The organism is Fibrivirga algicola (assembly GCF_011742925.1).
GTDB classification, from domain to species: Bacteria; Bacteroidota; Bacteroidia; order Cytophagales; family Spirosomataceae; genus Fibrella; species Fibrella algicola.
The window spans coordinates 132,083-144,996 of sequence record NZ_WAEL01000008.1; the positions used below are offsets into that span (position 1 = coordinate 132,083).

Below are 12,914 nucleotides of genomic sequence, written 5' to 3' on the forward strand. Positions count from 1 at the left end.
TGACGTTTCCCAGCTACGCTTCGTACCAGCCGTGTTGGTTACGTACCTGGATCATGGTGGCTAGAATATCGTTCCAGGTTTGCTGGTTGGTCATCACGGCGTTGGGGAACATGCAGCCATCCCAGCAAATGTGTTTGAACGCTTTGGTGAGCTGACCGTTTTCGTCGCGCAGCCAGAAACCCGCGTCATTGGCCACGTCGAGTTTGCCGTTGGGGTCCAGCGCCTGGCAGTGGCGACCTGTTTTATCGTGCGAACCCGAGCCGAATACCGTTCCGTCGTTTTGTGCCACGTGGAAGTCGATGGTCCAGGGGCGCAGGGCGGCCGTTACGGTTTTCAGCCCTTCGGTCAGGGCGGCGCGGTCGTTCCAGTCAAAGTCGGCGGGGAGAATTCGGTCCTGCGGCCGGTTGTAGCCGAGCAGGTAGAGCAGCGTGTGAGCCATGTCGGCCTGGAAACCGATGTTCGGGCGGTCAACGGCTTCGAGCGTTTCCACCATCGTTTTCCAGCTGTGCATTCCCCCCCAGCAGATTTCACCTTCGGCGGCCAGTTTCTCGCCATAATCGGCGGCAACATCGCAGGCCTCGCGGAAAGTCTGGGCAATGAGTTTGGTATTCCCGGCGGGGTCGGCATCCCAGCTCTGCGGCGAACTGGCCGAGTCGATCCGGACCACACCGCTGGGCCGAACACCCAGCTCGGTCAGCCGTTGGCCGATATGGCACGATTTACGTACCATCTCCACAAACTGGGTACGTTCCTCTTTACTACCCATAGCCGGACCACCCCAGATAGGTGCTACCAGCGAGCCGATTTTCAGGTTTAGGCCCGACACTTTATCGGCCAGACGTTTAATGCCATCATCATCCAGATTAACGTCGATATGCTCGAAAAGGGCCAAGTCAACGCCATCGAACTTCACGCCATCTACCTCCGCCGCAGCGGTCAGTTCCAGCATGGTATCGAAGGCAATAACGGGCTCAGAGTCGGGTCCTTTACCGACCACGCCAGGCCACATGGCATTGTGTAGTTTAGGATAATTATTCTCGTTCATGATGTTTGGGAGTAATGGAGTTAAAAGCCAGGCCACGGAGTTACGCAGAGGTTTTATTTTGTCTGCAAGTCAAGAGAATTTTTGTGAACCTCCGCGGCTTAGCTCTTGCGTCTAAGTCACAGTTTCAAATCTGGATTATTCGGGCCGAAGTGTTTCAGGATCACGATCGGATCGGTGGTGGATGGGTTCACGATCGTTACACCTTCCATAGCGGCCTGTTCGCTTACAAAGAACTCGTCGTTGGTGAGCTGACCGTAGCGGATCAGGGCGGGCGTTTCAATATCCCACACACCCAGCTTGCCATGGCCCTGCATTACGATCAGCCCGTAGGCAGCGCTGTCTTCGATGGTGACGGTAGCGCCCGGCATGACCGTCAACTCTTTGGCGCTGAAGGCATCCGACTTGTAACAAACCCAGTTTTCGACGTACCCGGCCGCTTTCATGACGTCAACGTCGCCCACAGGCAGCGGCGCCATAAATCGATTGGCCATCATCTGAGGATCAACGTTCAGATCCCAGTCAATGGCTTCCATCAACTGATCGTAATCGCCGATGCGGTCTTTGGGCGTGCCATTCCAGAGCAACTCTTCGGGAATAATGGCTTCGTTGACCAGCGACTGGTACATGGCGAATACGTCTGACGCTTTCTGCGGCTCGTAGGTACACAGGCTCCCAGGCGCATGAAGCAATCCGGGGGGTACGTCCCAGCCAGTGCCGGGCTCGAGGCGATAAGCCATCGAGTAGTTGGTGATCTTGTTGTCGCCTTTGGTGAAATTCATCAGGCACTCCTTGATCTGCTCTTTGGACGTACCCGGCGCAATACCGATGAACGTGTAGGGAAAATCGCCGCCGTGATTATTCAGTTGCGGGGGGAAATAGTACGCTTCGGGTTTACCCAGTTGGCCGATATGCGCCGCCTGCTCATCGTTATGGTGCAGGTGGTGCGGCAGGGGCCCCATGTTGTCGAAGAACTTGGAATACATAGGCCAGCTTTGGTACTGATTCCAGAGCCGGTCGCCAATCAGGCTGCCTTTCAGTTCATCGACGGCATCTTTCAGCAGAAACTGCTTCTCCCTGTCGCCATCCATAAAGACAATGGCGCTAAGCCCCTCATTTTCGCCGGTCAGCGGACCGTTCTTGGCGGGCGTGGTCGACGACAGCCAGCGTTCGTCGATGCCGCCCCGCTCGCCACCTAGCACATAATAGTCATTCGGGTGGAGCTTGATGCGCCGACCGGGTACGCAAAACGACCGGGGCACCCAGGTGGGGGCCAGCCGTAAAATTCCTTTTCCCTGTTCCAGGGCTTTTTCAGCTACACTCATGGCGGCAGTTGTTTCCATAAAGGGTTTAGTTTTTTTGAAAAGAGGTCATTGGCTGATGGCCGGTGTAGCCCTTGACTACCGACTAGTCACAAAGTCATCGATCTGCCCTGCATTACTCAGCACCGACAGTTCCAGATCGTATTGCCGTGTTTCGCCTGGTTGCATCAGAATCAGCGTGTTGTTTTCCCTGGCTTTGGCCTGACCAATGGGCGGGTGTGTGCCGGGCTCAATACCTGTTACGTATTCGCCTTTGCCCCAGTGTTGCCAGTTGGTGAGCCACGGAAGCTGCGCTTTCTGAAACCGCATGGCAACGGCCAAACCAAGTTGCGCGTTGTGCAAACCGGCCGTACACCAGCCCGACGCATCCGGTTTGGCGTCGATAAACACGACCGCTTCGCCGGTGCCAAGGTGGGACTCCAGCGGTGCTGGACAGGTTTTGAAGTCATTGTCGGCCCGAAAAATAGCAGCGTTGATACCGCCTTCGCGGGGTTGCCAGTCGCCCTGCCAGATCAGCTTCGTCCCTTCGTCGACAAGTGGCCAGCCGAAGTTTACATGATAGAGCAGCATATGGGGTGCCGGTGTGTTGCCCCGGTTCACTACCTCATCGTGGATCCGAATGGTAGGGTCACCGAGCGTGGCCGATATGGTGCGTTTCAGCTCCAGACTGGGGCCGAAGATTTTTGTTTCTCGCATCCGGCCAGTAATGCTCATGGTGAGTTGGCCGGTAACGGGATCGGGTTGAAGAATGGATTCGATCTCGGCCGGTACGTTGCTGATGTGCCCATGAATACCCCGCTCGCCATAATCGTCGGCTTCAGGGCCACCCACATGCGACAGACCACAGGTGGTGAGCAGGCCCCCGTTGAAGGTACGTAACCAGTCGAGGCCACGGTCGGAGAATGGTTGTGGCGTGGTGATGCCCGAGTGGTTGAGCCAGGCCAGGCAATGCTGGTTGTAGAACGCGTCGGCAATGTCCATGCCGCGGTCGATGACCACTTTAAACCGTAGTCCGGTGCCGGTGTTGATCCAGGCGACCCGAACGCCCCGGCCAGCGCCGTTGTCGAGCACAGCCGTTTCGATGCCGCCGATCTGCGCCGGGTTATTGATCTTATCTGTCCAGGGGTAGGTTGTCAAGGCGGATTAGGAGCTTTTGGGTTTGCTGTTACGCTGCTGATCAACCAGATGATAAGGTAGCAGCGCGACATCAAACCTCAAACGACAAACATCAAACCAGTTTCTATAACGTCTTAAGCATCAGATTCCTATACTGCACTTTCATGGGCGGGCCAACGTGCACCTGAACGCCCAACAATCCTTTCGATGCGCCGTTGACGGTGTCCAGATCGGTCACGTCGCTCATAAGCACACCGTTGATATAGTGTTGCAGCCGGTTACCCTTTACAATAAGGTGGAAGGTGTTCCAGTTTTCGCTTTTTATGAAAGTCTTCAGCGAATCAGAGCTACCCAGCGAACCTGTTACCGTGAGGCCGTTCCAGGCGTTGTTCTTCACACTGGCGCGGACTCCTTCGGGCGTGGCCGGGCCCGAGTAGACGGGAATCGTAGTTTTCTGACCCCGATAAGCCAGTGTGGTCCGCTTGCGTTCTTCGTAGTTCTGGCCCGTATAGCGCATTCTGCCGTCGATATCGGCCTGGTAGCCGCGCAGGGCAAACGGCACATCGGTCAGCCGATCGCTGCGGTAGTTGATACCCGAATTTCCTTCGGCGGTGATGTTGAATTCGCCTTTAAACTCAAAATCAGCAGGCTCACCGCCTTTCCAGATAATAAACGAGTTTGTTTTCAGTAGCGTAGCTGGCGTGATTTCACCTACCAGCGCACCGTTTTCCACGCGCCAGTACGTAGGGTCACCTTCCCAGCCGTTCAGCGTCTTCCCGTCGAATATAGGCACGAAGCCGTCTTTTTTCGCCTTGCTGGTCTGGGCTTCACAAGTCGTTGTCAGGCCGGCAGCCATGACAGCAACCAGCAGTATTACCTTTTTAAGCATGCAGTCTTGAGTTGATATCAGCTATGTATGCAATTTTTCTGCGTGGCCAGGTTTCGCGAGATAGATGGCCTGGCGAAGCGATACGCCCCGGTAACGTACCTGCACCTTACTTTCCTTTACCGCTATCGGTCGGTTTGTAGACTTCGTTGGCCTGATTACCGCCCGATTTCAGGTAGGCGACTAGGTCTTTAAGTTCCTCGGCATTCAGGCTGTTGATCAAACCGGGCAGCATGATCGATGAAGGGGAATATTTCCTCGACACCACGTCTTTCTTTGCCACTTTCCGCAGTTGGTCCGAAGCAAAGGGGTTTTGGGAAATGAAGTAGTTCGCCTTGTCTTCGTTGATGAGCCTACCGAGCACCGATTGTCCGTTCTTCAGCGTGAAAATGCTCGACGCATACTGGTCGGAGATTGTTTTATCGGGCGAAATAATGGCCTCCAGCATGTCTTTGTTCGAGAAGCGGGTCCCTAACTGCGTCAGATCGGGGCCAATATCGCCACCTTGTCCGCCCATCGAATGGCACCGACTGCAGAGAACAGCCGAATACAGCTTTTTACCCGTTTCGAAATTGCGGGCTATCAGGCCGCTATCTACCACTGCCACTGCGTTTTCCAGCTTCCAGTTGCGGTATGGGCCTTTGGGTGAGTAATCGGTGGCAATATCATTGCCCGATTTTGTCAACAGATCAGCGCCCGACAATTTGTTATACTGCTCGAACTGCTCTTTAGGTACGTTAGCCAGGGCCAGTTTCCGCGCTTTATCGACGTACCCAACGTAGCTATTACCGCCTTGATACCCAAACGCTTTGGCGAACCAGGCAAAATATTGATTACGCAGTTGGGGCGTCCAGCCGGTTTTTGCGCTGCTCAGCATGGTGGCGTAGTAGGTTTGTTGAGCCGGTGGTACTTTGGCCAGCATCTTGGCAATATCTAATCCGTACTGCGGGTTGCGCAGGATCAGGTCGCTCGATGCCGTCACGGTTTCGCCGCCCACGGGGCCGTTGTCTTCATTGTTGAGCGCCAGCATCTTCAGCGTTTTATCGACCGCGCCCGGCGCTTCCAGCGAGATCAGCAGTTTGCTGTAGGCCCGGTTCAGCATGGCCGAACCAGCCGGGTAGCGGGGGCTCAGTACGGCAATGGCCTTAGCGCGGTCGGCGCCTTCAGGCAAGCCCATACGAGTAAATACTAGTTCAATCGCCCGTAACACATCGGCCTGCTGTTGCTCTGTTAAGGCGTTCAGTTTCACATTCAGCAACGACGCCAGCATCCGACTTTTCAGTGTGGCCTCACCGTGATGAGCCAGTGCAATCAGGGCATAGGTGAGCCGTTGCGGATCTGTTTCGGTCAGGGCTTTTTCCTGCCATTCGGCAACCGGCTGATGCTCAACGGCAACACGGGCGGCGTAGCGTACGAAACGGTCGGGGTGGTTCAGATAAGGCCATGCCGCACTAATTGCGCCCGCCTTCGGCGCGCCGTGATACTGTTCCAGCCTGGTTCGAAGTTGATGTTCTGCCGTCAGCACAGGCGCTTTCGTATCCGGCGTGGTAGCCTCTGCACCTGCGTATGTAACCCGATACAGATCAGATTCCAGACGACGGCCACCTGTCAGGAAATACATCGCCCCGTCGGGGCCAACCACGCCGTCGGTAAGGGGTAGCGGCGAACCGGAAATAAATTCCTGAGCTGTGGCTTTATACGAAGCCCCCTGCGGTTGCAGATGCACCGCATACATGATACCGAAGCTCCAGTCGAAGGCGTATATTGCTTTCTGAAATTTTTGTGGAAAACGAGCCCCATGACCGGCAAAAACGCCGGTTGGCGATCCCTGACCCATATTCAACGTAGCAGGCAGGCAGTCGGCAAACGAGGGCGACCAGTTGGTGGCCGATGTGCGCCAGCCAAAATCGGCCCCGCTAGTGATGTGGCAGATTCGGGTAGGTTTGTACCAGGGCAGGCCAAAATCCCACTCCATATCGGAATCGTAGCCGAAAATATCCCCGGCATCATTAAACGCGAAGTCAAACGTATTGCGGAACCCACCCCCGACAAGTTCCCAGTTTTTGCCTTCGGGATCGATCTTGGCGATCCAGCCGCCGGGTGCCATCCGATCAATGGCATGCCCACGCGGGTCTTTAATAGCCGGAAACAGGTTATCTTCTTTCCAGACAGGTGGCAACCGATAAGCGTCCATTTTAGGTAAGTCGGTGAAATTCCCGCACATCACGTAGATCGATTGCTTGTCGGGCGAGAGCACTACCGAGTGTGGCCCGTGCTCGCCTTCGCCGTTCAGTTCTTTCAACAGGGTGATCTTATCGAGTTGATCGTCTCCGTCCGTGTCCTGTAGCCGATACAGCCCGCTCCCCTTCGTAAAGGTGGAATCGATCCGGTGATTCACCATCACATACAGGCTGTTAAACGCCCAGAGCAAGCCCTGTGCGTAGCCCATGCCCACCCGTGGTTTAGTTGGGTTTGCCGCTGAGGGCGGACTCATGCTGATCTTCAGCTTTTCAACGCGGGGACTCTGTACGCCTGAGCCAACCACCGGGAGTTCAAGCCGATAAAGCGACCCGTATTGGTCAGATGTAATCATCCGGCCCTTATCGTCGAAGGTCATAGCCACCCACGAGCCCTGATTGTTGTTGGATGGGCTGTAGAGGTGCTCTGCTTTGAAGCCGGGCAGTACCTTGAGCTTGGCGACTTTGGTGCTGTCGGCAATTCGTTCGCCAGACAGGACTTGCCGTCCACTGATCCAGGACGTACCTACTAAAACGATTACACTTAGCGCAATCCCAAGCTTAGCCGCGGTGACGGAAGTTAACATACTGATTATAAGGGTATAAATGATTGACTTATTTCCTTAATGGTGTACTTCTACGGCAGACAATACACCCTCATCTGACTTATATGAAAACTATAGTTAGAATTATTCTACTGATGGTAAATCTGCGAACCCAGCCGCCTGTGTGTTAAATTACGTGCCGGATATGTATCTCGCAGACCCGACGATAGCTGCCATCTCCTTTATTAACGGCTTCATATAGTTCAACTCTTCTATCTGGTACGTAGCCTGCCGCACCGAACAGATCTGTTCTGGTAATTCGCCCACTCAGTCAGGCTAATTTAAAACCAGTTTCAACTACCTTTTAACCAATCGCTTAACCAAATACACCATTCGTACACCTAACACACACTGTCAGCCGCATGCAGGCTGTGTACGCTCTCTTCCAGCCTCGATCAGACGCCTGGTCTAACCAGGCTGCCGCGCCTGATGAGTGACTAATTCCGCTGCTTAGACAAGATTAGACACGCCGGAAATTGATTGAATGGAATCGCGCTCGAATCGCTTCTCAGGTAACCAGTGTAAGCATTCTGTAACGCCAGAAAGGCGCTGCAAGCCACCGGGAAGGGTGTCTCGCAGCGCCTTTCTGGCGTCTGCTTCGGTGAATTACACGTTGTGCATCAACTGATTCTTGATATCCTTAATCCGGTCATTGAAGTTGATCGCGTGTACGTCGAGATCAGGAACCTTGGTGGCATCCAGCAGGTCCATTACCGCCGGGTGGTGCGGAATCCGTTTGCCCGTTTCAATGCTGATATATTTAGACGTAACCCACAGCACATTTTTCAACTGCCCTTTTCGGTCGTCGGTCATGTAGTATTCCGTGATCGTGGTATCAATATCGAAGTAGACAATGCGCGACATGATCCGAATCCACTCACTCACGAGCGCCGGCCGGATGTAGGCGATCTGATGCTGGTACACCACCCAGCTCGACTTGTATTCGTGAAATAACTGCGCCGGTGCAAAGCCATACAACTTCGCCACCTGGTCTTCACGGGCGTTGAAGTAGTAATCGAAATACTTGGCGTTGTTGAGGTGCTGGAGCGGATCACAGTCTTGAAACCGGATGATCGTCCGGGTTTCGGTCTCGACCGGGTACGTCCGGTTTGGGTCACGTATGAACATAAAACTGAGTTCTACATTTTCTCTAGAATTCGCTCGATGGATACCTCGTATCCAATTTTGGCTTTCAACTCGCTAATGGGCACACGTACCTGCTCGGTCGTGTCGCGGTAACGGATTGTCACGGTGTCGTCTTCCAGTGTCTGATAATCAACGGCGATACAGAACGGCGTACCAATCAGATCCTGCCGGGTGTAGCGCTTACCGATGGCGTCGCGCTCCTCCATAATGACGCGGAACTCTGATTTCAACGACTTCACGATCTGCTCCGCTTTTTCGGGCAAGCCGTCTTTCCGCACCAACGGGAACACCGCCGCTTTGATCGGCGCCAGCGCCGGGTGTAGTTTCAGGTACGTCCGCTCTTTCTGCTGGTCGCCTTCCCCTACCGTCTCTTTCGTGAACGCGTTACAAAATGTCGCCAGGAACAGCCGGTCGGCCCCAACCGACGTTTCCACCACATAGGGAATGTAGTTACCGTAGGGCTTGCCCGTAGCCGGGTCAACGTCGTTATCGAAATACTGCTGCTTCTTACGGCTCAGTTCCTGATGCGCTTTCAGGTCGAAGTCGGTACGCGAGTGAATCCCCTCCATTTCGCGGAAACCGAACGGAAATTTGTACTCGATATCAACGGCCGCGTTGGCGTAGTGGGCCAGCTTTTCGTGGTCGTGGAATTTCAGGCTGGTGGCAGGGATACCAATGGCCTGGTGGAACTTCATCCGGGTTTCTTTCCAACTGTTGTACCATTCCATTTCGGTACCGGGACGCACGAAGTACTGCATCTCCATCTGTTCGAATTCCCGCATCCGGAAAATGAACTGACGGGCTACGATCTCGTTTCTGAACGCTTTACCGATCTGGGCAATACCAAACGGCACACGCATACGACCCGTTTTCTGCACATTCAGGAAGTTCACAAAAATTCCCTGCGCCGTTTCGGGGCGAAGGTAGATCGTGCTGGTATCTTCGGCCAGTGAACCCACCTGGGTCGAGAACATCAAATTGAACTGACGTACCTCGGTCCAGTTCTGGTTGCCCGAAATTGGATCTTTAATGCCTTCAGCAATGATCAGGTTGCGTACGCCTTCAAGGTCTTCGGCACCCAACAGACGGCCCATTTCTTCGAGCAGGGCTTTGCTACGGGCCTCGTCACCAGCGTTGGCGTATTCTTCCGCTTTGGCTTCCAGCAGCTGATCGGCGCGGTACCGCTTCTTCGAGTCGCGGTTGTCGATCATCGGATCGTTGAAGGAATCAACGTGACCGGAGGCTTTCCAGGTCAGCGGGTGCATGAAGATGGCGGCGTCGATACCAACTACCTCATCGTGCAGTTGGGTCATGGCTTTCCACCAGACCGTTTTGAGGTTGTTTTTCAGTTCAACACCGTTCTGACCGTAGTCATACACAGCCTGTAGGCCATCATATATTTCCGACGAAGGAAATACGAAGCCATATTCTTTCGCATGCGCGATAATATCCTGTAGCGTAGTTGCCGGAGCAGCGGGGGCCGATCCTTCGGCCGACGTATTGGTTGTCATAATGGCCGCAAAGATAGCTTTTGCGCGTAATACCACCGACTATCCAGCCGTATACCTTCCTCAGTGATTATTACACGCCTTTTCTACTTACTTTACCGCTAGTATCCCAACCGTACCACCTTCATGTTAAAACAACTTCGCGCTTTTGTGGCCGATACATTCGCTATTGGGCATAAGGAAGCCACCGGCGTTTTGGCCCTGCTCCTGCTCATTGTGCTGCTGCTGATTTCGCCGCTACTTTATTCCGTTTTACGACCTACACGTACCCAGGAAACCAGTGCCAGTGATCAGCAGAAACTCGACAGTCTGCTGGCCAGTATGCAGCAAACCGGGACCGCCGAAGACAAGGCCCGCTACGGCGACAAGCAGCGTCCGTTCGGGTCGACGCAGACCGACGACGATCGCCAGACATCGGAGCGGTATCAGGAAGCGAAACCGTTTCCGTTCGACCCCAATACGGTAAGCGTAGCAGGCTGGCAACAGTTAGGGCTCCCCCGCTGGATGGCCGAACGCATCGACAAATACCGCAGCAAAGGTGGGCAGTTTCGCAAGAAAGAGGACCTGCTGAAGATTTACGATTTCCCGCCCGACGTGTACGAATCACTGGAACCCTATATTCAGCTACCCACCAATGCATCCCGGTTGGCTGGCAGTGGTGCCAACGATACTCAACGCGAGGCCGGGGCCACCGGCCTAAGTTTACCCGCCCCGGCTGCGGCCCCGGCACGTGAACGCTACGTAAAGCCGGTCATTCAGCCGTTCGACATCAACACCGCCGACACTACGCAGTTGATCGCCCTGAAAGGCATTGGCAGTAAACTCGCAGCGCGCATTGTACAGTATCGCGACGGGCTTGGCGGTTTTCTATCCCCGCAGCAATACACCGAAATTTACGGTCTCGACTCCATTAACCTGGCCGAGTTGACGCTATACGCCAAAGTGCAGTCATCAGTGCGCAAGATCCCAATCAACACGGCCTCGGCGGGGGATCTGGACCGTCTGCCCTACCTGTCGCGCCGACAAGCTGAAGTGATCGTCAACTACCGGACGCAGCACGGTGGTTTTAGTACACCCGAGGCGTTGAAAGCCGTTAAAGTGCTGAGCGCCCGCACCATTGAACAGATCGCTCCTTACCTCACTTTTTGACTACCCTGAAAAAGCGAAAACCCCGCCTGGTGAGCGGGGTTTTCAAGATCAAGCTACGGTACGTTTACTTGGTTTGGTATTCGGTACTCTTCTGTTTGTTACGTGGTAATCTTCCTTTTTGTTACGGTACTTGGGCAAGCGCAATCGGTACTCTCCTTGTTAATCGTTACGGTACTTGGCAATTGGCTACGGTGAACGCGGAATCGGAATCACTAAAAGAAACGCGGTACTGTTTTTTTACGTGGCCAGAAGGTCGGTAAACCGCTGGTCATGTACGCTCCAATGGGCTTGTTAGCCAAAAGCTGAAAATGCTTTTCAATGGTTAAGCTGGCGGTTGCCGACTGCTTTCCATCTTCGCGGTACAACTCATCGCCCAACACGGACGATAGTAAAACAAACTGGTCTAAGTTCATATTAACGGTGTCATCTCGGTAGGTGTTACAAATATCCATAGAACTAAGAGACTTTGCAATACATCTTTTCGAGTTTTATTGATAATTAATACTGAAGTACTTCAATTGACATCCGTTGGATAAAGCGTACTGGCAAACAAATTCGATTGATTGGTCTATAAGACGAGTATATTAATAGAAAGTAACACCTGTTTTCGATAGTTTATTTTCGTTCGCTCACCAATTGGTGGGCCGCCCGCTTTGCCGGAAATAGCGATGTGATTGCCGTTATTGCCAGTACAATTAATACAGTAACAATCAAGTCCTTATACTCAACTTTAACCGGATAGGCGTCGACAATGGCCGAAGTTGTTCCAAATCCGACAAGCCCGTATCGTTCCTGTATGTAACACAATCCCAATCCAAAAATCAAGCCAATTGCGGCACCAGTGAATGAAATAATTGCGCCTTCCAGCAAAAAAATACGCCGGATAAGTCCAGGATCTGCGCCCATCGCGCCCATAATTCCAATATCGGCCTTCTTTTCAAGCACCAGCATCGACAACGAGAAAAACGTATTTATACTCGCTATCAGGATAATAAAGGCTAGGGTGAGTGTAACAAACAATTTCTCGATCCGAATAGCCCGAAACAAGTCGGGATTCATTTCATCACGGGTACGTACCTGCAATGCCTGTCCGACAAGCTCCTGCATTATCTTTTGCACCGCTACTTCATCGGTGCCGGGCGTTAGTTGAATCTCCAGACTAGCATATTCGTCGGCGGCGTAGCCAAGTAATTCACGGGCCACCGACAGCGGTACCAGCACAAGATCGTCGTAGTTGGTAGCCTCGATGAAAAACACACCCGAGACGTTTAGCTGCTGTTGCCGAAAGGCATCGGGCGAGACAGACGAAAGTCGTCTATTTCGGTCCGGAAACAGCAGCTCGAGCGGCGTAAGCGGGTCTTCGGGCGAAATCGTCAGGTTGTTTCGAACGCCTTCAGCCACAATAGCAAAGTTATACCCGTTGCGAGTCAGCACCTGCCGTCCCTCAACCATAACCGAGTCAAGTTGATGTCGCTGGCTGTAGGTACTGTCGACACCTTTTACCCGTACTACAGCCTGGCTGTCGCCGTAGCGGGCCAGGGCGTTGTCTGTAGCTACGCCCGTCAGCACCTGCACGCCGGGGAGTTTGCGCAACTGGCCAACCAAGGCAGGTGATGCCTGAAACCGTTTGCCCGTCACGGGCTGAATAGTCAGGTCAGCCTCAACCGATTTGAAGATTTGCCTGTTCAGGTCTTCCATGCCGTTGAACACTGAAAGAACCACGACAAGGGCCATGGTACCCACGCCCACGCCCAGCATGGCCAGCAACGACAGCCAGCTGATGAAGCTGCGTTTGCGGCGGGAGAAGAAATAGCGACGGGCAATAAAAACGGGGAGATTCATGACGTACCTGCGAAAACGGAAAGCGAAGATAGCAACACGGCGGGTTACCACCCTGCCCGGT

Annotated in this window: 10 protein-coding genes; 1 reads left to right on the forward strand and 9 read right to left on the reverse strand. The window is 53.7% G+C overall.

All coding sequences use genetic code 11. From position 1 onward, the window contains the following. Nucleotides 1-13: 13 nt before the first annotated feature. From F7231_RS20650 to F7231_RS20680, 7 genes are all read right to left on the reverse strand, one after another. Nucleotides 14-1,045 carry a sugar phosphate isomerase/epimerase family protein gene (locus F7231_RS20650; RefSeq protein WP_085412923.1) on the reverse strand — a complete coding sequence of 344 codons (1,032 nt, stop codon included), beginning with the start codon at nucleotides 1,043-1,045 and terminating at the stop codon, nucleotides 14-16. Nucleotides 1,046-1,161: 116 nt separating this feature from the next. Then, nucleotides 1,162-2,385 (reverse strand): class I mannose-6-phosphate isomerase, encoded by a 1,224-nt coding sequence (locus F7231_RS20655; protein WP_166693381.1) that lies wholly within the window; start codon nucleotides 2,383-2,385, stop codon nucleotides 1,162-1,164. Nucleotides 2,386-2,442: 57 nt separating this feature from the next. Then, on the reverse strand, nucleotides 2,443-3,501 hold the full coding sequence (locus F7231_RS20660) for an aldose 1-epimerase family protein (protein ID WP_166693382.1): 1,059 nt from the start codon (nucleotides 3,499-3,501) through the stop codon (nucleotides 2,443-2,445). Nucleotides 3,502-3,604: 103 nt separating this feature from the next. Further along, nucleotides 3,605-4,369, reverse strand: a complete 765-nt coding sequence (locus F7231_RS20665; protein ID WP_166693383.1) for a 3-keto-disaccharide hydrolase — start codon at nucleotides 4,367-4,369, stop codon at nucleotides 3,605-3,607. A gap of 106 nt (nucleotides 4,370-4,475) precedes the next feature. After that, complete coding sequence (locus tag F7231_RS20670) at nucleotides 4,476-7,190, reverse strand: c-type cytochrome (protein WP_166693384.1); 2,715 nt, start codon at nucleotides 7,188-7,190, stop codon at nucleotides 4,476-4,478. 624 nt (nucleotides 7,191-7,814) lie between these two features. Beyond that, nucleotides 7,815-8,336 carry an acyl-CoA thioesterase gene (locus tag F7231_RS20675; protein ID WP_085412918.1) on the reverse strand — a complete coding sequence of 174 codons (522 nt, stop codon included), beginning with the start codon at nucleotides 8,334-8,336 and terminating at the stop codon, nucleotides 7,815-7,817. An 11-nt stretch (nucleotides 8,337-8,347) separates the two neighbouring features. Then, the gene (locus F7231_RS20680) at nucleotides 8,348-9,865 is read right to left on the reverse strand and encodes a glycine--tRNA ligase (RefSeq protein ID WP_166693385.1); all 1,518 of its coding nucleotides are present in this window, start codon (nucleotides 9,863-9,865) and stop codon (nucleotides 8,348-8,350) included. A gap of 123 nt (nucleotides 9,866-9,988) precedes the next feature. Between F7231_RS20680 and F7231_RS20685 the strand changes: the two genes are divergently transcribed. Continuing rightward, complete coding sequence (locus F7231_RS20685) at nucleotides 9,989-11,011, forward strand: ComEA family DNA-binding protein (protein ID WP_166693386.1); 1,023 nt, start codon at nucleotides 9,989-9,991, stop codon at nucleotides 11,009-11,011. Between the two features lie 212 nt (nucleotides 11,012-11,223). Here the strand turns inward: F7231_RS20685 and F7231_RS20690 are convergent, their stop codons facing one another. Next, complete coding sequence (locus tag F7231_RS20690; protein WP_085412916.1) at nucleotides 11,224-11,463, reverse strand: hypothetical protein; 240 nt, start codon at nucleotides 11,461-11,463, stop codon at nucleotides 11,224-11,226. Between the two features lie 163 nt (nucleotides 11,464-11,626). Further along, nucleotides 11,627-12,853, reverse strand: a complete 1,227-nt coding sequence (locus tag F7231_RS20695; RefSeq protein WP_166693387.1) for an ABC transporter permease — start codon at nucleotides 12,851-12,853, stop codon at nucleotides 11,627-11,629. Nucleotides 12,854-12,914: the final 61 nt, after the last annotated feature.

Bases quoted from the DNA above. Each gene is read 5' to 3' on its own strand.
- F7231_RS20650 (WP_085412923.1), bottom strand. From the start codon at position 1,045: ATGAACGAGAATAATTATCCTAAACTACACAATGCCATGTGGCCTGGC.
- F7231_RS20655 (WP_166693381.1), bottom strand. From the start codon at position 2,385: ATGGAAACAACTGCCGCCATGAGTGTAGCTGAAAAAGCCCTGGAACAG.
- F7231_RS20665 (WP_166693383.1), bottom strand. From the start codon at position 4,369: ATGCTTAAAAAGGTAATACTGCTGGTTGCTGTCATGGCTGCCGGCCTG.
- F7231_RS20670 (WP_166693384.1), bottom strand. From the start codon at position 7,190: ATGTTAACTTCCGTCACCGCGGCTAAGCTTGGGATTGCGCTAAGTGTA.
- F7231_RS20675 (WP_085412918.1), bottom strand. From the start codon at position 8,336: ATGTTCATACGTGACCCAAACCGGACGTACCCGGTCGAGACCGAAACC.
- F7231_RS20680 (WP_166693385.1), bottom strand. From the start codon at position 9,865: ATGACAACCAATACGTCGGCCGAAGGATCGGCCCCCGCTGCTCCGGCA.
- F7231_RS20685 (WP_166693386.1), top strand. From the start codon at position 9,989: ATGTTAAAACAACTTCGCGCTTTTGTGGCCGATACATTCGCTATTGGG.
- F7231_RS20690 (WP_085412916.1), bottom strand. From the start codon at position 11,463: ATGGATATTTGTAACACCTACCGAGATGACACCGTTAATATGAACTTA.
- F7231_RS20695 (WP_166693387.1), bottom strand. From the start codon at position 12,853: ATGAATCTCCCCGTTTTTATTGCCCGTCGCTATTTCTTCTCCCGCCGC.